Here is a 25413-nt window from a genome sequence, read left to right on the forward strand (position 1 = left end):
CATTTGCTCAAAACTAATTACAATGGCGGGAAATAGCTACGGAACACTATTTAAAATTACAACATTTGGAGAATCGCATGGGGAAGCTTTAGGCGGAATTATAGATGGTTGTCCATCGGGGATAACGCTTGATTTGGAAGCAATTCAGTTTGAGATGTCCAGAAGAAAACCGGGACAATCAGCAATAGTAACCCAACGGAAAGAACCAGATGATGTACAATTTTTATCGGGTGTTTTTGAAGGAAAAACTACCGGTACCCCAATTGGCTTTATTATTCCGAATACAAACCAAAAATCGGATGATTATTCTCATATAAAAGATAATTACAGACCTAGTCATGCCGATTATGTTTATGATAAGAAATATGGTTTTCGTGATTACCGTGGCGGAGGTCGTAGCTCTGCTCGTGAAACTGCAAGTAGAGTTGTTGCTGGAGCGATTGCCAAACAAATGTTGCCAAACATTAAGATTAATGCTTACGTTTCGTCTGTAGGACCTATACATTTGAATACACCATATCAAGAGTTGGATTTTTCTAAAACCGAAAATAATCCTGTTCGTTGTCCTGATGAAGCAGCTGCAGTGATTATGGAAGAATATATTAGAGACATAAGAAAACAAGGAGACACGGTAGGTGGTGTTGTATCTTGTGTAATCCAGAATGTTCCAGTAGGTTTAGGTGAGCCTGTTTTTGATAAATTACATGCCGAATTAGGAAAAGCAATGCTTTCTATCAATGCTGTAAAAGGTTTCGAATATGGTAGTGGTTTTTCTGGGTCGGAAATGAAAGGAAGTGAACATAACGATTTATATAATCCTGATGGAACTACAAAGACGAATCTTTCGGGAGGAATCCAAGGTGGAATTAGTAACGGAATGGATATTTATTTTAGAGTAGCCTTTAAACCTGTTGCTACAATTATGCAAACACAGGATTCACTGGATAATAAAGGAAATATTACACCAATGACAGGTAAAGGACGCCATGATCCATGTGTTGTGCCTCGTGCTGTGCCTATTGTAGAAGCTATGGCTGCAATAGTTCTTGCAGATTTCCATTTGATAAATAAAACATATTAGCGAGATACGTAAGGCAGGTGAGCGTCTTATATTTAATTAATAATACAAAAAACAGTTAATGAACAATAAAACAGAAATCAAAAAGACATCTTTTTTTAGAGGTCTAACCGGGCAAATTCTTATAGCAATGTTTCTTGGTGCTACATTAGGGATTATATTGCATAATTCTATTTCGCATGAAGCATCGATGGAGTTTAGTAATAAGATAAAGATGTTGGCCACTATTTTTATTCGTTTGGTACAAATGATAATTTCTCCTTTGGTATTTACCACTTTGGTAGTAGGAATTGCCAAATTAGGAGATATAAAAACCGTTGGAAGAATTGGAGGAAAGGCTTTGGCGTGGTTTTTTACAGCTTCGTTTATATCCTTATTAATTGGGTTGTTTTATATAAATGTTTTAGAACCTGGAGTAGGTTTAAAATTAGACCACGTTGATATGTCGGCTGCAACCGAAGTAACGGCTAAAACAAAATCATTGTCTTTTGAGAATTTTATTGAGCATATTGTTCCTAAAAGTATTTTTGATGCAATGGCTACCAATGAAATTTTGCAAATCGTAATATTTTCAATCTTTTTTGGATTAGCAGCAGCTTCTTTAGGAAGTAGTGTAAAACCGGTTATTAATGCACTGGATAAAATGTCGCATATTGTCCTGAAGATGGTTAATTATGTAATGAACTTCGCTCCAATTGGAGTTTTTGGAGCCATTGCAGGGGTATTTGCCGTAAGAGATGCAGAAGAATTATTGATTACGTATTTTAAATTTTTTGGTTCATTCTTAATTGGAATTAGCACACTGTGGGTTGTTTTAATTATAGTAGGTTATATTTTCCTTAAAGGAAGAATGACCGAGTTGTTAAGGCGTATTATGGGGCCTGTAGCCATAGCTTTTGGAACAACGAGTAGTGAGGCTGTTTTTCCTAAATTAACAGAAGAATTAGAAGAATTTGGTGTAAAAGATAAAATTGTTTCATTTATGTTACCGTTGGGTTATTCTTTTAATCTGGATGGTAGTATGATGTACATGACTTTTGCTAGTATTTTTATTGCTCAGTTTTATGGTGTACATCTGGATATAGGAACTCAAATGGTAATGCTTTTGGTTTTAATGTTAACCAGTAAAGGAATTGCAGGTGTACCAAGAGCCAGTTTGGTTGTTGTTGCTGCAACATGTGGGATGTTTAAAATTCCTATAGAGGGAATTGCTATAATCTTACCTATTGACCATTTCTGTGATATGTTCCGTAGTGCTACAAATGTATTAGGTAATGCATTGGCAACATCGGTAGTGGGTAAATGGGAAGGTGATAAAGAAATTAATTTTGACGGAGGAGATAATATAACTGGGGTAGATATTTAACAAAAAGACAATTTTAAATAATAGTATTGGTATTATTAAATTAGCATTCTTTTTATCCAAAAATATATTTTTAAGGAGTTGCATTTTAGAGATAAAATGCAACTCCTTTTTAATTTTAAATGTATATTTGATAAAACTATATCTATTTTATGCCTACAATTCGGATTGTTTTGCTGTTTTTTTTGCTGATTTGTTTTAGTAATTCTATAATTGCTGAAACAGAATTACCAACAGAGCAAGAAATTTCAAAAACTACAGATGAGGCTCTTAAATATTTAAAGGAATCTAATTTTGAAAAATCATTAATTACTTCCCGTGTAGCTTTGCAGCAAGCATTAATCGCAAAAAATAATAATCTCATAGCGATTTCGTATAATATAATTGCAGCAAATTATAACGAGTTTTCCGAATATGACAAAGCTATCTTCTATTATAAAAAGGCTTTGTTTTTTGCCAATAAAACGACTGATAATATTTTAAAAAACAGGATAAATAACAATCTTGGGAATATGTATTGTTTTGAAAAAAAACAATACGAAAAAGGGATTGAGTTTTATAAAAAATCACTTGAATACAGTAAAAAGGAAAAAGATACTGCACTTGTTTATTTGATTAATATAAATATTACCTGGGCATATTTTGATATTGGAGATTTTAAAAAGGGAATCCCGCATTTTAAATACATTAAAGAAAATTATAATAGAGATATAAGTAAATCGACGATTGTTGTATTTTATATGCTTAGTGGGATGTATTATTCATATATGAATGATCACAACAAAGCAAATGCGTGTTTTTTAACAGCGATTAAGGAAGGTAAGGCCGGAATAGAAAAATCGGATCTTTCCTATTCCTATCTTGAGTATTCTAAGTTCCTAACTAGGATTGGGAATTATAAAGAAGCTTATCAATATCTGAAGGAATATAATAATATAAACGAAAGTATTTATAATGAAGAGAAATTAAAAAAAGCGGAGAGGGCTGGTTTTAATTTAGAACTAGATGAGTATAAAAGACAAATTGGAAGGATTGAAATTGAAAAAGATACACAGTATCAAAGTTTAAGAAAATCATATATTATCGTTTTATTGTTTATACTGACTTCCTGTATTTTTTTAATTTTAATTGTTACGTTATATAAAAATATTATTTTTAAAAAACGTACCAATGCTCAGCTATTGTTCACAAATGAGGAACTTATTAAAGCAAAAGAGCAAGCAGAGGAAGCTTCGGTACTTAAAACACAATTTATATCTACAATTAGCCATGAATTACGAACACCGTTATATGGAGTTGTTGGTATAACAAATATGTTGCTTGAGGAGCATAAAGAACTGGCAAGAAGTCAGCATTTAAGCTCTCTGAAATTTTCGGCGAGGTATTTATTGTCATTAGTTAATGATATTCTCCAGATTAATAAAATAGAAGAGAATAAAGTAGTTCTTGAAAGTTTGACTTTTAATATCTCTGATGAGATTAATATGATCAAAAATTCATTATCTTTTTTATCTCAAAAAAATAAAAATCATATCTCTGTAATTATTGATTCGGATATTCCGGAATATTTAATCGGAGATAAATTACGATTCGCTCAGATATTAATGAATTTGGTAAGCAACGCTTTAAAATTCACAAAGAAAGGCGAGGTATTTATTATTGCGAATCTGGTAAAGGTTGTTGAGAAAGCGCACTATATAGAATTTCAAATTAAAGATACCGGAATGGGAATCGCGGCTGTTGATCAGGATAAGATTTTTGAGAAATTTGTTCAGGTTGGCAGGAAAGAAGAGGATTATCAAGGAACAGGGTTAGGATTAACAATCGTAAAACGGTTATTAGGGTTATTTGGTAGTTCTATATCCTTAGAAAGTAGTATTGGGGAGGGGACAATATTTACGTTTACAATTGCTTTTGATTATGACCCAGAGAAAACAAAAAGTATTATTAATGAAATCCAAGTGGATTTAACATCTAATCAAATGTTCAAAGTTTTAGTAGTTGAAGATAATCGTATTAATCAAATTGTTACGAGAAAAATTATTGAAAAAAACAATTATAGTTGTACTGTCGTTGATGATGGTTATGCAGCTTTGGAGATACTCGAGAAAGAGTGTTTTGATATCATTTTAATGGATATTAATATGCCTTTAATGAATGGATTCGAAACCACCAGGAAAATACGCTTAAAAGACATAAAAACGCCTATTGTTGCATTGACAGCTTTTGATAAAGACGAAATAACCGAAGAGGCTATTTCTGCAGGTATAAATGATATTATAATAAAACCTTTTGAATCTATGAAATTATTCAAAATTATGAATTGCCTTATTGTAGAAACAAAAAACGCTGGTTAGTACCAGCGTTTGTGTGCAAATATTAAAACACGATTTTTACAAATGAATTAGTGTCAATTCGTGTTTAATTTTCTATTTATGTCCAGATGTTAGCTTAGTACCAACGTTTTTTGTTTTGCTTAGAAGCATCTGATTTTCTTGATTTGTGAGCACCACCACTTCTGTTTGAGTTCTTAGGCTTTGCAGTTGCTGCAGCTTCCGGACTACCGGCATGCCATTGATAAGGATGGTCGGTAATGGTTTTTACATCAACTTTTATTAGTTTTTGTATATCTTTCCAATACCCATGCTCATCTTTACTACAAAATGAGATAGCAATTCCGCCATTACCAGCACGACCAGTTCTACCAATACGATGTACGTAGGTTTCTGGGATATTTGGTAAATCAAAATTAATAACAAATGGTAGTTGATCGATATCGATACCACGTGCAGCAATATCTGTAGCTACAAGTACGCCAACTTCTTTATTTTTGAAAGCATCAAGAACACGTTGTCTTGCGTTTTGAGATTTATCTCCGTGGATTGCTTCGGCTGCGATGTTGTTTTTGCGTAGTGCTTTTACAACATTATCTGCTCCATGTTTTGTTCTTGAGAAAACCAAAACATTCGATAAGTCTTCATTTTTTATTAAATGATATAGTAAATTTCTCTTTTCTGTTTTTTCAACAAAATAAACACGTTGTTCTACATTTTCGGCTGTAGATGATACAGGAGAAACTTCGACTTTAGCAGGATCTTTTAAGAACATTTCGGCTAATTCGCGAATTGCAATTGGCATTGTAGCCGAGAACAATAATGTTTGTCTGTTTTTTGGAGTAAGTTTTACAATCTTTTTCACATCATTTATAAAACCCATATCAAGCATTTGATCGGCTTCATCTAATACTAAAACATGTAAATGATCAAGATCTAAAAATCCTTGTTTTTGTAAATCAAGTAATCTTCCAGGTGTTGCAACCAAAATGTCAACACCATTTTTTAGTGTATCTACTTGTGGATTTTGAGATACACCCCCAAATATTGTAAGTTGAGTTAGGTTGGTGTATTTTGCATAAGTTTCAAAACTCTGCCCAATTTGTACTGCTAATTCTCTGGTTGGTGTAACTATAAGTGCACGAATTTGTTTGGCTTTTTTAGATGAACCTACAATTCGATGTAATTGATGTATGATTGGAATAGCAAATGCTGCTGTTTTTCCTGTCCCGGTTTGAGCGCATCCTATTAAATCTCTTCCAGCTAAAACTAATGGAATAGATTGCTCCTGAATAGGAGTAGGGTTTGTATAGCCTTGTTCAAATACGGCTTTTTGTATACTTTTTGAAAGCGATAAGTCTTCGAATAACATATTTTCGGTATTAAGAATTTAGTTTTAAGTACTAAAATTCTGTGCAAAGATAGCTTTATTCGGTTAATCGTTTATTTGAATATTGGTTTATTTGGTAAATAGGCTATTAATCAGGGTTGTGAAGGGATTTTTTCAAAGTTAGCTTTTATGAAATCTGTAACAAGATAGCCAATGAGTTTGCCTATTAAGTGATTGTTTTTTTCTTCGCCTAAGTCTGGAGCGCCTTCGCAAATATGCAAATAAGCTGCGTTTCTATGTTGTCCAAAATAGGATACAAACTGACGTAATTCTTCAATGGAATAACCGCTTAAAGTCATGGCGCTACTCGCAATATTAGGAATTGCATCCAAGTCTATTTCGATACCAAAGATATCTGTTTTAACAAAGTCTAATGCAAATTGCATTTCGGCATTGAAATCTTTTTCTTTTCGAATTTTTACGCTGTCATAAGTATTGTAGCGAACGCGGTCTTCTATTTTCTTAATAATATCCAAAACACTTTTTGAAGTGTAGTTTTCATGTAAACCAAATATGAAATACTTTTTTAGGAATCCTTCTTCATAAGCATAGGAAAAACCATTTCCGCTATGCCTTCCTTCTAGAATTCTAAAATCGGAATGCGCATCAAAATTAACGGCATTGATAGGTTTTCCTTTGGCAAGAGCCGAACCTTTTATGTTTCCATATGCATTATTATGGCCGCCACCGATAATAATTGGGGTTTTTCCTGCTTTGATAACGTTAAATATTATATGAGAAACTTCTTTGTCAATTTTCTCTACTAACTGGCTAAGTTTGGATCTGTCATCAATATCATTAAAATCCAGATGCTCAACTTCTTTCATTTCTTGTTGCACATCGAGCTGTCCTAAAACGATGATGTTGTTTCCTTTGCAAAAACGATTGTGTTGAATGTTTGCAATACTCTTTATGGCGCTAGACCAAGCCGATGCTGCTCCCGGTCTTCCGTAGTTGGCACGTATGCCAATATCTTCAGGAATTCCTAAAAGGACATATTTTGCTTCACTACTTTTGAGAAAATCAATTATGTCAGTATCTTTTGGAACTATAATCATTTTTTCGCCAAATTTTATTTCGCCACTTCTGTGATTTGTGACTTTAGCTAAATCATTAATAGTAAAAGGTATTAGATTTTCCATAAAAAAAAATATATTTTCCAAAAATAATATATTTGTGCTAACTTACGTTATTAGCTTATATTAATTATTAAATTTGTTTACAAAAAATTATTTAAATATGGAAAATCAAAAGAACAACAACTCAAGTCTAAAGGCAGTAATAGCAGTTTTAGCAATTTTATTAGTAGGTAGTTTAGTTTATATTTTTAAAATGACTTCTGATACTGAAGTTGTAAAAACTGAACTTACTACTACATTAACAGAGAAGGAATCTGTTATGAAAGACTTACAAGAATTAAAAGCAACATACGATGCTGCAATTGCTGAGAATACTTCTATGTCTGATGAATTAATTCAAGAAAGAGACAAGGTAGTTAGTTTAATGGATGATTTGAATAAATCAAAAGGGGATCTGTCTAAATTTAAATCACAAGTTCAGGCTATGCAGGGTAAAATGAAAGTTTTGGTTGCAGAGAATGATGAATTGAAAAAACAAAATACTGTTTTAACTGTTCAACGTGATAGTACTATTGTAGTTTTAGGAGAATCTAAAAAATTCAATGAAGTATTAGTTGGTCAAAATGAAGAATTGGCAAAAACTGTTGAAAAAGGATCTAAATTATCTATTTTGGATACTAAAACTTCGGCTTATAAATTAAGAAGTTCTGGGAAACAAATCGAAACAGACAAAGCAAGCAGAGCTGATATCTTAAAAATTAGCTTCACAATTGCCGAGAATCAAATTGCTAAATCAGGAGATAAAACATATTACGTTCAAGTAATTGATAGTAAAAACAATGTTTTAGGAGATAAAAAAACGGAATCTTTTGGAGATAAATCATTAACATATAGCTTTGTTACTAAAGTGAAATATGAAAATAAAACGGTAAATGTTTCTGAAGATTTACCTGGTAAAAACTTTGAAAAAGGAACTTATTTTATCAATGTTTTTGATAACGACGAATTGGTTTCTAAAACTAGTTTCTCTTTGAGATAATAACTTTAATTAATATAAAAAGCCTGTAAAACTTAGTTTTACAGGCTTTTTATGTTGCATATAATAGTAAAGTGGCATTTGTAGAGTTACACACTATGGTGCGTCTTTACTTATTCAAAAACTTTGCCTTCGATAAAAACACTTTCGATTAAGTTAGTACCAAATGCATAAGGCAATTGGTAATAGGAAGTAATAGATTTTGTTAGGATGAAATTAGCTTTTTTGCCTACTGTTATACTACCGTGGGTGTCTGAAACTCCCATTGCATAAGCTCCATTTATTGTAGCTGCATTAATTGCTTCTTCGGGAGTCATTTTCATTTTGATACATGCTGTTGCAACAACAAAATTCATATTTCCGGATGGAGTAGAGCCAGGGTTGTAATCTGTGGCTAATGCCAATGGTAATCCTGCTTTTATCATTTCTCTTGCCGGAGTATATGGAATGCTTAAGAAATAAGAACAAGAGGGTAAAGCTACAGGCATCGTTTCGGTGTTTTTTAATGCCTCGATATCTTCTGGGTTCATTATTTCGAGATGATCTACAGAAAGGGCTTTATATTTAATCCCTGCTTGTATACCGCCAATAGAATTAAATTGGTTGACATGGATTTTAGGTATTAATCCGTTTTGGATACCGGCTTCCATAATTTGTTCGGTTTCTTCGACAGAAAAATAGCCTGTTTCGCAAAATACATCTACGTAATCGGCTAGTTTATTTTTGGCTATTTCAGGAAGCATTTTTTGGACAATCTCATCAATGTATCCTTTTTTATTTTCTTTATATTCTAAAGGGAATGCATGAGCGCCAAGAAAAGTTGCTTTTATAGTTACGGGATAGTTTTCGGCAAGCTTTTTTATGACTTTTAGCATTTTTAGCTCACCATCTACAGTAAGTCCGTAACCTGATTTTATCTCGACAGCACCAGTTCCTAAACGCATTACTTCTTCAAGTCTGGCTTTGGATTGGTTGTATATTTCTTCTTCGGAGGTTTCGTTAAGTTTTCGGGCAGAATTTAGGATTCCGCCACCACGATTGGCAATTTCCTCGTAAGAAAGTCCGTTAATTCTATCTACAAATTCTTGTTCTCTGTTGCCAGCGTATACAATATGCGTATGGCTGTCGCACCACGAAGGAAGAATCATTTTTCCTGTAGCATCAATAGTCGAATCGGCTTTTATTTCCGGAACATCTTCCATCGAACCAAAACCCGCAATTATATTGTCTTTTAAAACTAAATAAGCATTTTTTATGGTTGGAAGTATTGCCATTTCAGCTCCAGAAACTTTAGAAATTGGAGTTTCTCGAACCTGAAGTAGTTCTTTTATGTTTGTAATTAAAGTAATCATTATATAAATTTAGTTTTAAAAAGAATACAGATTGTTTTATGGGATTGAAATAAAACACAAATTTCACAAATTAACACTAATCGATTCGTGAAAATTTGTGAAATTCGTGTTGAAATATTGGAATTAGAATTTAAGAATCCGAATATTGTCTTTAATATGTTATTCGGAAACTGTAATTTCAAACATTTTGTCCCAGTTCTTTCCAGTTACAAATATTGTTTTTGTTTTTGGGTTGTATGCAATTCCGTTTAGAACGTCATCGATTGTTATGCTAGGAGCTAATTGTTTGCGTAATCCAGACATATTCAGGATTCCTTCGACAGCACCAGTTGTTTGGTTTACTACTGCAATTGCATCTTTTTGGAATACATTTACATAGAATTTTCCGTTGATTAATTCTAATTCGTTTATGGCTTTAATTTTTGAAGTTCCTGAATAAACATTGATGTAATCAATCATTTTTTGGGTTGCAGGATCCATTTTCCAAATTTTTTCGGTTCCATCGCCTTGGTAAATGTATTTTCCATCATTTGTCATTCCCCAACCTTCAATATCTTTATCGTAGGTGAAAGTTTTTTCAAGTTTTAATGTATTGATATCATATATGAAACCTGTCTTTTCTTGCCAAGATAATTGGTATAGTTTATTGTTGATAACAGTAATTCCTTCTCCAAAGTATTTATTATCAAGCTTAACCTCTTTATATACTTTACCAGTTTTGTAATCGTATTTTCTAAAATATGAGTCTCCTTTTTGTCCTGTACTTTCATAAAGGGTATCTCTATAGAATTCTAAGCCTTCGGTAAATGCTTTTGCATCGTGTGGGTAAGTGTTTACGATTTTATATTTCAATAATTTAGGTTGTACGCTTGAAACTAATTCGATTCTGGAAGTTGCTTCAGAGTTGTCTCCGTCAAAATAAACTAATGCTTTTAGTTTTTGGTAGCCTAGTTTTTGATCTTTTAATTCAAAATTTAATTTGTTCAGACCTTTTACTGCACCAACTTTTTTATCGTTTACAAAGTAGACAATGCTATCAATTTGTTTCGAATTTGGATTCAAAACACCCAAAGAAACCGACTGATTTGTTAAAAAATGGGCAGGAAAATTAGAATCATCAAAAGAAAATATAGAATTTTCACCTTTTTTTGTCTCTTTACAACCAATTAGTGTTATTCCTAATAAAATGAAAGTTAGGATGTTATGTTTTTTCATAGTCTAAAATTTAAAGTAGCCAATATACAATGTTATTTTTATAGGCACAAAGCTCTTGCAAAAATATAAAAAGATTGTATATTTGCACCGGCAAGTCCTACACGATCTGCTCCTGCTGACTCCCCCAGGATGGGAACATAGCAAGGGTATGTGGTTGAGCGATGCGATGTAGGTCGCTTGCCTTTTTTTAATTTTCCCGATGTATCGGGATTTTTTTTTAGAATTAATTTAAAAGTAGTCTTCCTTCGGGAGGATTTTTTTATTTTTGAACCTTTCATAAAGAGTTGGGTTTGGGTATTTGTAGTTTTACAAGATGTCAGAAACTTTAAACTTAAAAACCTTAAACTAAAAATAATGAGCAAAGTAATTTTAATTACAGGCGGATCTTCTGGGATTGGAAAATCTATTGGAGAATTTTTGCATAACAAAGGATTTGTGGTGTATGGAACTAGCAGAACTCCTGAGAAGGTTTTGAATTCTGTTTTTCCTTTAATCGCTTTGGATGTTCGTAATGTGGAGTCGATTAAGGCTGCTGTTGCAAAGATTATTAAAACTACGGGTCGTCTTGACGTTGTTGTCAATAATGCAGGAGTTGGAATTACTGGTCCTTTGGAAGAAATTCCGACAGAAGAAATCAAGAATAATTTTGAAACTAATTTCTTTGGTCCAATTGAGGTTATGAAAGCTGTTTTGCCACAAATGCGTGAGCAAAAATTGGGTTTGATTATTAATATTACTTCTATTGCTGGTTATATGGGATTGCCTTATCGTAGTGTGTATTCGGCTTCGAAAGGGGCGTTGGAGTTAATTACTGAAGCTTTGCGTATGGAGGTTAAGTCTTTTGGGATTAATATTACTAATGTTGCTCCTGGTGATTTTGCTACTAATATTGCTGCAGGACGTTATCATGCTCCTGTAATAAAGGGATCTGCTTACGAAGATGTATATGGCAGAACGCTAGAAACAATGGATGAGCATGTTGATGCGGGTGGGAATCCTAATGAAATGGCTGAGGCTATTTATAAAATCATGCAAACTAAAAATCCTAAAGGGCATTATAAAGTAGGGGTTTTTATGCAGAAATTTTCAATCGTTTTGAAACGTATTCTTCCGGATAAAGTTTATGAAAAGATGTTAATGAACCATTATAAGTTGTAATTTTGCAGCGATTTTGCGTGAGGGGGTGAAGAGGAAATCCTTTTGTTTTTTCTTTAAAAAAATAAAAGATTGTAACGAAAAACCCGACCCTTGTGGTCACGCCCCAATTAAGAACACAATTAAATATAATAAATATGAAATTTTTTATTGACACAGCTAATTTAGCTCAAATTAAAGAAGCACAAGCTTTAGGTGTTTTAGACGGAGTTACTACTAATCCATCATTGATGGCGAAAGAAGGAATTACTGGAAAAAACAATATTTTGAAACATTACGTTGATATTTGTAATCTTGTTGAAGGTGATGTTAGTGCCGAAGTTAATGCTTTGGATTACGACGGAATGATCAAAGAAGGTGAGGAATTGGCTGAATTACACGAGCAAATCGTAGTTAAATTGCCAATGACGAAAGAAGGTGTTATGGCTGCGAAATATTTCTCGGATAAAGGAATTAAAACAAACGTAACTTTAGTATTTTCTGCTGGGCAAGCTTTATTGGCTGCAAAAGCTGGTGCTACTTATGTTTCTCCATTTATTGGTCGTTTGGATGATGTTTCTACAGATGGTTTGGCCCTTATAGAAGAAATTAGATTGATTTATGATAACTATGGTTATGAAACTGAAATCTTGGCTGCTTCGGTACGTCACACTATGCATATTGTAAATTGTGCAAAAATTGGTGCTGATGTTATGACTGGACCACTTTCGGCTATTTACGGTTTATTAAAGCACCCATTAACAGATATCGGATTGGCACAGTTTGTTGCTGATTTTGAAAAAGGAAATAAATAATTATCCTTTAAATAAATTTTAAATCGCCATGTTTGTCATAAACATGGCGATTTTTTTATATTTTTATGTGTCTCAAAATTAACAACCTACATATGAAAAAACTAATAATTGCATTTGTATTTACAATAGTTGGGTTATCGGTTCATGCACAGGCAAAAATTATAAAAGGAATTAATGAAGCTGGTGATGTGGCTACATTTGAGTTGGATTGTTCGAAAAGTTTTCAAGTTCTTGATAAAGGATTGCGATATACGATTGTACGGCACGAGTTTAAAGGCGACGAAATGAAAAATAGTTACCGTATTATGCTGGTAATGGATGGGTTTTATACGACAACATTAAACAGTGTAAGGACTATCTCGGCTGTACTGGCAGATGGGAGTGTTCTTAAAACGGAGAAAATTATTGAAGATGATGGTTATTTTGATGGAGCATGTACGTTGAAGCTAAAAGAGCCTAAAAAGCTTTTGGATCTGGATATTAAGCAAGTTATAGTACATGCTAATAAAGATGTTATTTATACTATTCCTGAAAAAAATAAGATTGTTTTTAAAAAGAATTTAGAGAATGTTCTTAATGCTAAATAGTTATCATTTCTTTTAAATTGGTGGTATGTAAGTTAACCACAAAGGGCGCAAATCTTTGCACTCTTAAAGGTTAAATCTAATCCTTAATTGCTATTTAGGAAGTTGTGAAACATAAAAAAGTCCCATTGCAAAATGGGACTTTTTCTATTTAAATTGATAGTTATTAGTGACCTCCGCCTTCGCTTTGGATATGGCTAATTCCTTGTCTTTTTAGTATTTTAGGGCAATAGTAACCATAGAATCCTAAATATGCGAAACCAAGTAGTGGAACGATATATGAAAAGTGTGTCCAAGTGATTCCAAATATTCCTCCTGGACTAGTAAGGTCAATATCACAGATGCTTCCTTGAATTAATGGGATAACTCCTCCTCCAAGAATCATCATGATTAAGAATGAAGATGCTTTTCCTGTGTTTTTACCTAAACCTGCAATAGCTAAATCGAAGATCGATGGCCACATGATAGATAAGAATAAACCTCCAGAGATAAAGAAGAATTTAGCAATTGATGGATCTGGCCAAGCTAGTCCGGCAACCATCATTAATAAACCTGATATTCCGAAAAGCATTAAAGTTTTTCCTGCGTTTTTACCTCCTACAAAACTTACTGCTATAAATAATAAGATCCAAATGGGGTAAATATAGAATGCAGAAACATCATGAGCAGCAAAAATGTTAGCTCCGATAATTACTCCAAACGCTACAGCCGGAACAATGAATTTTAATGCCGTATTTACTAAGTTTGAGGTGTTAAAAACGTTTACTCCACCATTCCAACGGCCAATCATTAAACTTCCCCAATAAAGGGCGATAAATGGAGCGATAGCATCTTCTAAAACGCTACCAAACTCGGCGGTATGTAATAAGGCAGGTAAATTACTGATAATTGTAACCTCGGTTCCTACATAGATAAAGATTCCTAACATTCCCAGGTATAACTGTGGGTAGTCTAAAATGTTGAATTTTTCGTGCGCTACTTTAACTACTTCTTCATTTTCTTTTGCAGGATCTTCAATTTTAGAGAAGTTCATGAAAATAGCTACTATAATAAAAGCTAGTCCTAAGATTATGAAAGGCAATTTAATATCTTCTAATGAAAGTGCAGTTTTTTTATTGTCTCCCATTCCGAACAAAGCAATTCCTAGTAGAATAGCTCCAATTGTTGTTCCGAAAGAGTTGATACCTCCTGCTAATGTTAAACGGTGAGCCCCTGTTTGTGGACTTCCCATTTTAATAGCTAATGGATTAGCTACAATTTGTTGAATTGAAAAACCTAAACCTACGGTAAATAATGCTGTTAAAAAGAAAGGGAAGCTTTCCATTGTTGCAGCAGGAATAAATAAAAACGAACCAAAAGCTGAAAGAAGTAAACCGGCAGAAAGTGTTTTTTTATATCCAAATTTTTGTAGTACATCCATTTTTAATGATACTAGGAAGAAAATCATAGATCCCACAAAGTAAGCAGCATAAAATGCCCAAGCTACTAGTTGTGATTGTACTTGGGATAAAGTAAATACTTTTTTGAATACTGGAATTAGGATATCATTGGCAGATCCAACAAAGCCCCAAAAGAAGAAGACTATTATCAAAGAGATAAACTGTCCCCACTTGGTTTGAACATTTTCTGAACTCATAATGCGATAAGGTTAATTTTTTAGTTTTAATTTGTTTTTTGACGAGCGTAAATATATTTGTTAACTCGTTTAAAAAAAAATAAAACCGAACAAATAATGTTAAATTTAAACGAACAGCATTATTTATTCAACAAAGTGTTATTTTTTGTCGGTGCAAAAGAGATGATTGTGAGGAGGTTATTCAAGGATTTTGCTCTTTACTTCTTTGCTATAATTCCTACCTATTGGTAAAGTATAAGATTGAATTTGTATGCGATTTCCTTCAATAGATTTGACTTTGTTAACTGCAATTAGGTATGATTTGTGAATACGCATAAATCTATCTACGGGTAACTCGTCTGATAATGCAGTTAATGACTTATGGGTAATATAAGTTTTGTCTAGGGTTATTACCTTGATATATTCTTTCATCCCTTCTACAAAAAGAATTTCATCGATATTTATCTTGATCATTTTTTTATCTACTTTGATAAAAAGATGCGGTTCGGCACGATGATTTTCGACTTTGATATTATTTTTTAAATTGTATTCGGTGGTAATTTTATTGATACATTTTATGAATCTGGGAAGCGGAATAGGTTTTACTAAATAATCCAAAACTTCTAGATCATAACTTTCGGCTGCAAATTCCCTGAAAGCTGTTGTTATAATGACTTTTGTTTTGTTTTCGATTAAGCTAATTAGTTCAAAACCAGTCATCATCGGCATGTTTATATCCAGGAATACGGCATCGACAGTATTGTTGTTTATGAAATCCAATGCTTCTAGTGCGTTAACAAACGTACCCGTGATTTCAAAATCAGGGAAGTTTGTAAAGTAGTTTTGTAAAACTTTGATTGCTAATGGTTCATCATCAATCAATACGCATTTAATCTTCATTCTTAATAGGTATTTGCAAGCGAATTATGTAGTAGTTGAATTTGGTTTTGTAATCTAAATTATAATTATTTTTATAGATTAGTCTTAATCTTTTTTGAGTATTGGCTAAGCCGATTCCCTTTTTTACTGTAAGATTTTGTGAATGTACAAAATTATTTAATACTTCAAAATCGAGGGTTTTGTTATCTATAATTTTGCAATTTACTTTTATTTTTAAATTGGCATTATTTGCGCCTCCATGTTTGAATGCGTTTTCGATTAAAGAAATGAATATTAAGGGAGGAACTTCGACATCATCAATATCTGATTCCAGATTTATACTAACTTCTACATTTTGGAATCGGAGTTTTTCTATTTCAATATAATTTTGAATATATTCTATTTCCTGAATTAGTTTCACAAACTTAGTTCCTTTTATATCATATAGTACATATTCCATTAATTTGGAAAGTTTGATAATTACATCCGGAACTTTGTTCGATGATTCTAATGATAATGCGTAGAGGTTATTTAAAGTATTAAAGAAAAAATGTGGCTGTATTTGATTTTCAAGATATTTTAATTTAATCTTAAATTGATTTTCTCTCAATGATCGGTTTCGTTCTCTTTCCTTTAACCATGTGAGTGTTAAATACACTGATGATGCCATCGCCAAAACATATAACTCTCCAATACATACAGCAACGATATGGTTTATTTCAAATGGTTTGTATTCACGGTTTGCTTCTGGCCAGATATTTTCGGATATTATATAATAGGTAAGTGCCGTTTTTACTAAATAGATGAAAAATAAACTTAGTATTAAAGAAAACGTGTATTTGATGTATTTTGATTTTAATACATAACGAGGTACCAAAACAAATAGGTTGAAATATACTAAAGGTATATGTAATGAAAATTCAATAAGATTTGATTTGAACGAATATTGGTAGTTATTAAAGTAAGCTCCCCATCTTAAAAAGTTTAACATAAAATAAACAGCCCAGAACCAAAGATGGTTTTGGAGTTTAATGTCAAATTTCATTCTGCGTATTCTATTCAATTTTAGTAAGTATTAAAAGACTAATAATTTTTTTGCAACTTTAAACAATTAGTTAGTAAAAACAACTATTTTTTGAATAAAATTTCAAAAAAAATATAAAATACTTCATAATTTCTAAGTGAAAACGTTTTCGTGTAGCGTATTATTGATTATTTTATGTCGTTGGTTTATAGATTGTTGCTGTTTGTATAAAATATTTTTTTTAACAATTTTTTAAGAATAGTTTTATCCCATAACTAACAAAAATATATAAACATGAAAAAAATTTTCTTAATCTTTATGATTGTTTTTACGGCGCAAGTTTCGCTTGCTCAAGTAAAAAGTATCAAAGGTGTGATTACAGATTCTGATGGATTGCCGTTGCCAGGGGCTACCGTTGCAGTTCAAGGAGGACAAAAAGGTACAGTTACCGATTTTGACGGTGTGTTCTCTATTGAGGCTCAAAAAGGTCAAACATTAGTTTTTACCTATGTAGGTTTGGAAACACAAAACTTAGTTGTAGGAGATGCTACTACAGTTAACGTAAAGTTAAAGAATGCTGCTTCAAATGCATTGAATGAAGTTGTTGTGACTTCATTAGGTATCAAGAAATCTAAAAAGTCTTTGACCTATGCAGCCCAAGAAGTTAAAGGGGAAGAAATGACTCGCGTAAAAGATGTGAATCTTATTAATAGTTTATCTGGAAAAGTTGCAGGTCTTGTTGTTGGTAGAAGTGCTTCCGGTACAGGAGGTTCTGTGAAAGTAACAATTCGTGGTAACTCATCAATTTCAAACAACCAACCATTGTATGTTGTTGATGGTATTCCTTTATTAAATTCTTCTACTGCTCAGGGAAATGATGTCTTTGGAGATAAAGCTGGAGGTAATAGAGATGGTGGTGATGCTGTATCTATGATGAATCCTGAGGATATCGAATCTATGACAGTGTTAAAAGGAGCTTCTGCGGCTGCTTTATATGGTAGTCAGGGAGCGAACGGAGTTATTCTTGTAACTACAAAAAGAGGTAAAGTTGGAACTGTATCTGCAAACTATACTTCAAGTCTTTTTGTAGATAATGTAATATCATTACCTAAATTTCAAACTTCTTATGCTGCAAAAGCAGGAAGTGAAAAAACTTGGGGAGATGCAAAAGATTCTCCTAATCACGTACCTGGTTTTTTTAATACGGGTATGACTTTTATTAATTCAGTTGGAATCAATAGCGGAAGTGAAAAAACGACTACTAGTCTTACTTATGCTAATACTAATGTTGCAGGGGTTATGCCAACAAATGAATTGAAGAAAAATAATATCGGTATTCGTCAAAGTGTAAAAATGTTTAATGATAAAGTGACCGTAGATGCAGCTTTTTCTTTTGCGGATCAAAAAATTAAAAATAAACCAACAAATGCATTATATTATAATCCTTTAACTGGTGTGTATTTGTTTCCAAGAGGGAATGATTTCAATGATTATAAAAATAATTATGAGGTATTTGATCCTATTAGAAATTTAAATACTCAAAGATGGACTAACAAAACTAGTGACATTATTCAGAATCCATATTGGATTCAAAATAGAAATGTATCTACTGATGTGAATCAATCTTTTATAGGTTCTATTGCGTTAAATTACAAAGCGAATGATTGGTTAAGTTTTAAAGCAAGAGGTGGTTATAATAAGATGTACAATAAATATGAGAAAAAAGCTTATGCAGGTACAGATTTAACTTTGGCAGCGAGCACTGGTAGATATATTTATTCTCTTAGTGAAAGTTCTCAATTGTATGGAGATTTTATAGGTACAGTTAATACAAAAATAAATAGTGACTTTAGTTTTAATGCTATTTTAGGGGCGAGTATCACTAAATCTACTGTTAATGATGCAGTAACTAATGATTCGGGAGTTAAAGGATTGGTTAATGCGAACTGGTTTAACCTTAATAATTTTGTTTCGGCTTCGGGGAATAGTCAAACTATTGGGGCAGAAAAAGAAGTACAGTCTGTATTTGGTAGTGCAACTTTTGGTTATAAGGATATGCTTTTCTTAGATATTACAGGAAGAAATGACTGGTCATCAACATTGGTTAATACAGAAAATTTAGGATTCTTTTACCCATCTGTAGGTCTTACTGCTATTGTAAGTCAGATGGTTAAATTGCCAGAAGCTATAAGCTACGGAAAAGTTAGAGCATCTTTTGCTCAGGTAGGTAATGATATTACTCCTTTTTTAACTACACCAAAAAATACGCTCTCTCTAGGAAGTGTATTTAGTCCAATAACAGGACCAAGACCAGGAAGTTCTTTGAAACCAGAGAAACAAAATTCATTTGAAATTGGAACAGAGTGGAGATTTGTAAATAATAGATTTGGAATTGACTTTACGTATTATCAAAATGAAACAAAAAATCAATTGGTTACTATACCAGCTCCTTTAACGAATCCTTTTGGATATACTAATTATGCTTTTAATGCTGGTAGTATCGAAAATAAAGGTTTTGAGATTACACTATCTGCAAAAGCAATAGTTACCGATAAATTTTCTTGGGATGTAGCTGTTAATTATGCATCAAATAAAAATTTAGTAAAATCCTTAGGTGACGAATTTAAAGATAGTGGAGTTCTTTTAACAAATGGGGATCCAAATAGCTATAGATATCGTTTGGTTGAAGGAAAACCATTTGGTATAATTGAAGGAAAAAATATTGTGAGAAATGATCAGGGACAAATTGTACTTGATGATGCTGGTAAAATTCAAAAAACAGATTGGCAAGAAATGGGAACTTCAAATCCTGATTTTATGTTAGGATTTTCTAACACATTTAAATACGAGAAGTTTTTCTTGAATATACTTATTGATGGAAGATTTGGAGGAAATGTAATGAGTTTAACCGAAGCAATGTTAGATAATTATGGTGTTTCTCAAAAAACAGGAGAACAAAGACAAGCTGGAGGAGTTGCAATAAATGCCGTAAATGATGATGGTTCTAAATTTCAGGGATTATATAATACCGAAAAGTATTATGAAGTAGTAGGAGATAGAAGTGGAGCTACTGGAGAGTATATGTATAAAGCTACAAATGTAAGATTAGGAGAGCTTTCATTAGGGTATACTTTTGACTTTAGTAAAGAAACTATTTTTAAAACTGTAAATCTTTCTCTTGTCGGGAAAAACTTATTTTTCTTTTACAAAGATGCACCATTTGATCCAAACGTAACATTGAGTACCGGTGAGGGATTGCAAGGTATTGATATATTTGGTGTTCCATCGACAAGAAGTATAGGTGTGAACTTGAATTTAACATTCTAGTAGTGTTTTCTTACAAAGGATAAAACCTTTTGTTTTATGATGTTTTAATTGTTTTTTAGCTTCAATGATTTAAAAGCGAAACTTAATTAACAATAATATATTGAATCATAAATCATTAAAAATAATTTAATTAACAATAAAAATTTACAAATGAAAAATAAATTATTAATTTTTAGTGCAGTCTTGGTTTTCTCTTTAGGAGCTTGTACAAGCGATTATGAGGATCTTAATTCGAATAAAGATAATTTTACAAATAAAGAATTAGAACAGGACTTTAATAATGTTAAGGCGCCTATTAGAGGAATGCAACGATGGATGTATATTCTTGTTGAAGATGACTGGAGAGGTGATATTCAGTTTAACCTTAATGCAGATATTTTCTCCGGATATATGGGTACACCTCATAATTTTGAAGGAAATAATAATAATTCAACTTACGTCCTCTTGGATGGATGGAATAATGCTGCATGGGAAAATGCGTATAGAAGAGAAATGGTTAATGCTTTAACAGTTAAGAGGTTAGTAGAGTCTAAAGGTCCTAAATATTATGCATGGTCTTTGATCTTAAAAGTATATGCAATGCATAAAATAACCGATTATCATGGTCCAATAGTTTATTCTGCATTTGGTTCAGAAGCTGCGACAGTACCTTATGATTCTCAAAAAGCAGTTTATGATCAGTTTTTTACAGAGTTAAAAACGGCTGTAGATATTTTGACGCCTTTTGCTACGGCTAATAAAGAAAGTACTTTTTTTGTAGATAAAAATGATGCTACTGATGGAACAACGGCAAAAGGGATTGTTTTAAAATGGATTAAATTTGCCAATTCATTACGCCTTCGTTTAGCGATGAGAATTTCGAATGTTGATCCAATAAAAGCAAAAGCAGAAGCAGAAGCAGCAATTGCAGGATTTGGTACTATTGACACAAATGCTGATAATATATTTTACTTGGCAGATCACCCCGTTAATACTTATACTAATCAGTGGGCTGATATTAATGTTGGAGGTGCAATTGCATCAATCATGAATGGTTATAATGATCCAAGAAGAGAGCAATATTTTAATAAATCGGTTATTGGTACTTATCAAGGTATTAGAATGGGAACCGTGGTCGATGATGATTATAGAACTGCTAAGGCAAACCAATTCTCTAAAATAGGAAATGTTGTAAGTAGCGGACAAATTCCTTGGTTTACAGCAACAGAATCTCATTTCTTAAAAGCTGAAGGAGCATTAAAAGGATGGAATATGGGGGGGACTCCTCAGTCTTTCTATGAGTCTGGTATTACTACATCTTTCATACAAAATGGAGCTGGTGGTGCAACTACTTATATTAATAATGATGTATTATTGCCTGCCGATTTTACAGATCCTTTAAATGCAGTTAATAATATTGTTGCACAAAATCTGGTTACTATCAAGTGGTCAGACGCTGTATCTAATGAAGTTAAACTTCAAAAAATTCAAACTCAAAAATGGCTTGCTATTTTTCCCGATGGACAAGAAGCTTGGGCAGAAACAAGAAGAACAGGTTATCCGAAATTATTTTTACCAACAAATAACTTTTCTTCAGGTAAAATCCCTGCAGGAACTTTTGTAAGAAGATTAAATTTTCCAGTTCAGGAAAAAACGTCTAATCCAGTAGGATATGCGCAAGGAGTTCAGGAGCTTGGTGGTGTTGATACAGGAGCAACAAGACTTTGGTGGGATACTGGAGTTAACCAATTCTAAAAATAAAATAAAAAAGAATGTAAGGGCATAAGTAATGAGAATTACTTATGCCTCTTTTAAACACGTATATTTTTATAATAAATATAAAATAAAAAGTGCTATAGAAATAAAACTTGGTATCAGCTATTTGTTGCAGAAGAGTTTGTTAATCCGACTGGAACACATTATTTTTTAATAGGTTTTAAATGATTTTCTTTTTTTATTTCGATTGTGAATTATTAGTTAATAAAAAGGATGTTTTTTACATTAAATTTTTAAAAAAACACAAAATACGTTATATTTTAGAAGTGAAAACGTTTTCGTATAACGTATTATTGATTATTTTGTGTCGTTTGTTTAAAGTTTGTTGTTGTTGGTATAATTTATTTTTATTAACAATCTCTTAAGAATAAATTTACACCATAACTAACAAAAATAAATAAACATGAAAAAAATTTTCTTAATCTTTATGATTGTTTTTACGGCGCAGGTTTCGCTTGCACAAGTAAAAAATATCAAAGGTGTGATTACAGATTCTGATGGAATGCCGTTGCCAGGGGCTACTGTTGCAGTTCAAGGAGGGCAAAAAGGGACAGTTACCGATTTTGATGGTGTGTTCACCATTGATGCTCAAAAAGGACAAACATTGGTTTTTACGTATGTAGGTTTAGAAACACAAAACATAGCTGTAGGTGATGCTACTACTGTTAATGTACAGTTAAAAACAGCTATTTCAAATGCATTGAATGAAGTTGTTGTAACATCATTAGGTGTTAAAAAATCGAAAAAATCTTTAACTTATGCTACTCAGGAATTAAAAGGAGAAGAACTAGTTCGTGTAAAAGATGCAAACGTTATCAATACAATCGCTGGTAAAATCGCTGGTGTTGCTGTGACAAAAAGTGCAGGTGGTACTGGAGGATCTACAAAAGTAGTTATTCGTGGTAATTCATCTATTACTAATAGTCAACCACTTTATGTTATTGATGGTATTCCTTTATTTAATGGTTCACCAACTCAGCCAAATGGTACTTTTGGAGATACAAATGGTGGTAACCGTGATGGTGGAGACGTAATATCTCTTGTTAATCCAGATGATTATGATAGTATGACAGTTCTTAAAGGTGCTGCAGCTTCTGTATTATACGGTTCTCAAGGTGCAAACGGGGTAATTTTACTTTCTTCTAAAAAAGGAAAAGAGGGTAAAGGTAATTTGGTAGCATCATCTGTTACAACATTTGAAACAGCTGCTTATTTGCCTAAATTTCAAACAGAGTACAATAGCAAAGGAGATAAAGAAGATACTGTTGATCATGTAAAAGATTTCTTTGAAACAGGTGTTACTCAAATTACATCTTTAGGATTTTCTACAGGTTCATCTGTTGCTAGTACGAATGTTTCATACGCTAATACTAATTCTTCAGGGATTATGCCTGGAAATAGTTTAAAAAAGAACAACTTTGGTGTTCGTCAAACAGCCAAATTTTTTGATGATAGATTAACTGTTTCGGCAGATGGAAAATATACTTCTCAAACAATAAACAACAGACCTTTAAGTGGACTTAATTTTAACCCTTTAACTGGAGTTTATTTAATGCCAAGGGGTAATGGAAATAATTTTAGTTACTACAAAGATAATTTTGAAGTTTTTGATCCAATTAGAAATTTGAATGCACAGAACTTTCCTGTAATTAATGAATATGTTCAAAATCCATATTGGTTAATAAACAGAGCTAAGTCTGAAGATAAAAACAATTATTTTAATGGGTCTTTAGCTGTTGATTATAAAGTGAATAATTGGTTAAATATTGCTTCTAGATATAGTTATGACCGTGTAGAAAGTATTTTTGATAAAAAAATATATGCTACAACTTCTGATGTTATAGCTGCTAAAACAGGAACTTATATTAATATAGCTAATTTAAGTACACAACGTTACGGAGACTTGATTGCAAAAATCAATACTAAATTTAGTGATGATTTTTCATTTAATGCTATTGTTGGAGCAAGTATAAATAATACTATGGCTAATGCACAAACCGTTTTAAATTCGGGTACTACTAATGGTGGTTTAGTAAATACCAACTGGTTTACATTAGGGAATTTTAAGAATAATAATTTAAATCAACAAGTTGCAGGATCTAATAGAGAGATACAATCGGTATTTGCTTCTACAACTTTTGGTTATAGAGGAATGTTATACTTAGATGTTACTGGTAGAAATGATTGGTCTTCTACATTGGTAAACACAGATAAATTATCTTTCTTTTATCCTTCTGTAGGTTTAACAGGTATCATTAGTGAGATGACTACAATGCCGGATTGGATTAATTTTGGTAAAGTACGTGCTTCTTATGCAGAAGTTGGTAATGATATTGCTGCTTTTGTAACTTCGCCTAGATATACAATATTAGGAGGACAGTTCGTTGCACCAGCTGTAGGTCCAAGACCAGGAGAATCCTTGAAACCTGAATTAAAATCAGAGTTTGAAGTAGGTACAGAATGGAGAATGTTTGATAATAGATTAGGTTTTGAAGTTTCTATATATAGTTCAGAAACTAAAAATCAATATGTTCAGGTTCCAGCTCCTTCAACAAATCCTTTTGGATATACTAATTATGCTTTTAATGCAGCAAGTATTACCAATAAAGGTATTGAGCTTGTGTTAACTGGTAAAATTATTAAAGGAGATAAATTTTCTTGGGATACAACAATAAATTATTCTCAAAATAAAAATAAAGTAAAAGAACTTCCAGAAGAATTAGGTGGACGTGTAGTATTAACAGATCCAGGTTCTAATGCTTATAGATTTTCATTGGTAGAAGGTAGACCATTTGGTGTAATTGAAGCTTTTACGTTAATAAAAGATGCTCAGGGAAGAATTGTATTAAATGACCTTGGAAAACCACAAGTTGATCAAAATTTTAAAGAAGTAGGAAATGCTAATCCTGATTTTATGTTAGGTTGGTCAAACTCTTTCAAGTTAGGTTCTTTCTTTGCTAATGTTTTGGTTGATGGAAGATTTGGTGGAAATGTTATGAGTATGACTCAGGCATTAAATGATTCTTATGGTGTTTCTAAAGCATTTGGAGATGCTAAAAACGCTGGAGGTGTTACTGTAAATGCTGTAAAAAGTGACGGTGTAACTCCTGTAACAAAAATTTCTGCTGAAGATTATTATGGAACAGTAGGAGGAAGAAGTGGTGCTTTATCTGAGTATGTTTATAAAGCTACGAATGTTAGTTTAAGAGAGCTTTCAATTGGTTATACTTTTAATCCTAAATCCCTTCCATTTGTGCAAACTGCTAGTGTGTCGTTAATTGCGAGAAACCTATTCTTTATATATAAAGATGCTCCTTTTGATCCAAACGTAGCTTTAAGTACAGGTCAGGGATTACAAGGTATTGATATTTTTGGATTACCAACAACTAGAAGTATCGGTCTTAATTTAAATGTTACATTTTAATAAATAATAT

At 32.4% G+C, this 25413-nt stretch carries 17 protein-coding genes and 1 other RNA gene; 11 read left to right on the plus strand and 7 right to left on the minus strand.

Features of this window, described 5'->3' with window-relative positions:
• Positions 1-22: 22 nt before the first annotated feature.
• The 3 genes from aroC to OIU83_RS14520 all read left to right on the plus strand — a co-directional run bounded on the left by aroC (position 23) and on the right by OIU83_RS14520 (position 4798).
• Positions 23-1081, plus strand: a complete 1059-nt coding sequence (gene aroC / locus OIU83_RS14510; protein WP_264206988.1) for a chorismate synthase — start codon at positions 23-25, stop codon at positions 1079-1081.
• Between the two features lie 58 nt (positions 1082-1139).
• Positions 1140-2444 (plus strand): dicarboxylate/amino acid:cation symporter, encoded by a 1305-nt coding sequence (locus OIU83_RS14515; RefSeq protein ID WP_264206989.1) that lies wholly within the window; start codon positions 1140-1142, stop codon positions 2442-2444.
• A gap of 149 nt (positions 2445-2593) precedes the next feature.
• Positions 2594-4798 carry a response regulator gene (locus OIU83_RS14520; protein ID WP_264206990.1) on the plus strand — a complete coding sequence of 735 codons (2205 nt, stop codon included), beginning with the start codon at positions 2594-2596 and terminating at the stop codon, positions 4796-4798.
• Between the two features lie 94 nt (positions 4799-4892).
• Here OIU83_RS14520 and OIU83_RS14525 read toward each other — a convergent pair whose 3' ends face one another.
• Positions 4893-6146, minus strand: a complete 1254-nt coding sequence (locus OIU83_RS14525) for a DEAD/DEAH box helicase (RefSeq protein WP_264206991.1) — start codon at positions 6144-6146, stop codon at positions 4893-4895.
• Between the two features lie 110 nt (positions 6147-6256).
• Positions 6257-7306 (minus strand): formimidoylglutamase, encoded by a 1050-nt coding sequence (locus tag OIU83_RS14530; protein ID WP_264206992.1) that lies wholly within the window; start codon positions 7304-7306, stop codon positions 6257-6259.
• A gap of 97 nt (positions 7307-7403) precedes the next feature.
• Between OIU83_RS14530 and OIU83_RS14535 the strand changes: the two genes are divergently transcribed.
• Positions 7404-8282 carry a hypothetical protein gene (locus tag OIU83_RS14535; RefSeq protein ID WP_264206993.1) on the plus strand — a complete coding sequence of 293 codons (879 nt, stop codon included), beginning with the start codon at positions 7404-7406 and terminating at the stop codon, positions 8280-8282.
• 110 nt (positions 8283-8392) lie between these two features.
• Here the strand turns inward: OIU83_RS14535 and hutI are convergent, their stop codons facing one another.
• A complete protein-coding gene (gene hutI, locus OIU83_RS14540; protein ID WP_264206994.1) occupies positions 8393-9631 on the minus strand; it encodes an imidazolonepropionase in 1239 nt (412 codons plus the stop codon).
• A 159-nt stretch (positions 9632-9790) separates the two neighbouring features.
• The gene (locus OIU83_RS14545; RefSeq protein ID WP_264206995.1) at positions 9791-10846 is read right to left on the minus strand and encodes a glutaminyl-peptide cyclotransferase; all 1056 of its coding nucleotides are present in this window, start codon (positions 10844-10846) and stop codon (positions 9791-9793) included.
• 88 nt (positions 10847-10934) lie between these two features.
• On the opposite strand from OIU83_RS14545, the gene ffs reads away from it, so the two are divergent.
• The 4 genes from ffs (at position 10935) to OIU83_RS14565 (ending at position 13382) form a co-directional block, all read left to right on the plus strand.
• An RNA gene (ffs, locus tag OIU83_RS14550) (signal recognition particle sRNA small type) lies at positions 10935-11032 on the plus strand.
• Positions 11033-11200: 168 nt separating this feature from the next.
• Positions 11201-12004 carry an SDR family oxidoreductase gene (locus OIU83_RS14555; protein ID WP_264206996.1) on the plus strand — a complete coding sequence of 268 codons (804 nt, stop codon included), beginning with the start codon at positions 11201-11203 and terminating at the stop codon, positions 12002-12004.
• A gap of 134 nt (positions 12005-12138) precedes the next feature.
• Entirely contained in the window at positions 12139-12795 is a 657-nt protein-coding gene (gene fsa / locus OIU83_RS14560; protein ID WP_035620438.1) for a fructose-6-phosphate aldolase, read from the plus strand.
• 92 nt (positions 12796-12887) lie between these two features.
• On the plus strand, positions 12888-13382 hold the full coding sequence (locus OIU83_RS14565) for a hypothetical protein (RefSeq protein WP_264206997.1): 495 nt from the start codon (positions 12888-12890) through the stop codon (positions 13380-13382).
• A gap of 163 nt (positions 13383-13545) precedes the next feature.
• Here the strand turns inward: OIU83_RS14565 and OIU83_RS14570 are convergent, their stop codons facing one another.
• The 3 genes from OIU83_RS14570 to OIU83_RS14580 all read right to left on the minus strand — a co-directional run bounded on the left by OIU83_RS14570 (position 13546) and on the right by OIU83_RS14580 (position 16918).
• Entirely contained in the window at positions 13546-15015 is a 1470-nt protein-coding gene (locus tag OIU83_RS14570) for an MFS transporter (RefSeq protein ID WP_264206998.1), read from the minus strand.
• 177 nt (positions 15016-15192) lie between these two features.
• Positions 15193-15894, minus strand: a complete 702-nt coding sequence (locus OIU83_RS14575; RefSeq protein ID WP_264206999.1) for a LytR/AlgR family response regulator transcription factor — start codon at positions 15892-15894, stop codon at positions 15193-15195.
• Positions 15884-16918 (minus strand): sensor histidine kinase, encoded by a 1035-nt coding sequence (locus OIU83_RS14580; RefSeq protein ID WP_264207000.1) that lies wholly within the window; start codon positions 16916-16918, stop codon positions 15884-15886. Before OIU83_RS14580 ends, OIU83_RS14575 begins: the two co-directional genes overlap by 11 nt.
• 273 nt (positions 16919-17191) lie before the next feature.
• On the opposite strand from OIU83_RS14580, the gene OIU83_RS14585 reads away from it, so the two are divergent.
• The 3 genes from OIU83_RS14585 to OIU83_RS14595 all read left to right on the plus strand — a co-directional run bounded on the left by OIU83_RS14585 (position 17192) and on the right by OIU83_RS14595 (position 25403).
• Positions 17192-20224, plus strand: coding sequence for a SusC/RagA family TonB-linked outer membrane protein (locus OIU83_RS14585; RefSeq protein WP_264207001.1), 3033 nt, complete (start codon positions 17192-17194; stop codon positions 20222-20224).
• Positions 20225-20374: 150 nt separating this feature from the next.
• The gene (locus tag OIU83_RS14590) at positions 20375-21958 is read left to right on the plus strand and encodes a RagB/SusD family nutrient uptake outer membrane protein (RefSeq protein ID WP_264207002.1); all 1584 of its coding nucleotides are present in this window, start codon (positions 20375-20377) and stop codon (positions 21956-21958) included.
• Positions 21959-22382: 424 nt separating this feature from the next.
• Positions 22383-25403 carry a carboxypeptidase-like regulatory domain-containing protein gene (locus OIU83_RS14595; protein WP_264207003.1) on the plus strand — a complete coding sequence of 1007 codons (3021 nt, stop codon included), beginning with the start codon at positions 22383-22385 and terminating at the stop codon, positions 25401-25403.
• The last annotated feature ends 10 nt before the right edge of the window (positions 25404-25413 follow it).

The organism is Flavobacterium shii, assembly GCF_025847235.1.
Classification (GTDB): Bacteria; Bacteroidota; Bacteroidia; order Flavobacteriales; family Flavobacteriaceae; genus Flavobacterium; species Flavobacterium shii.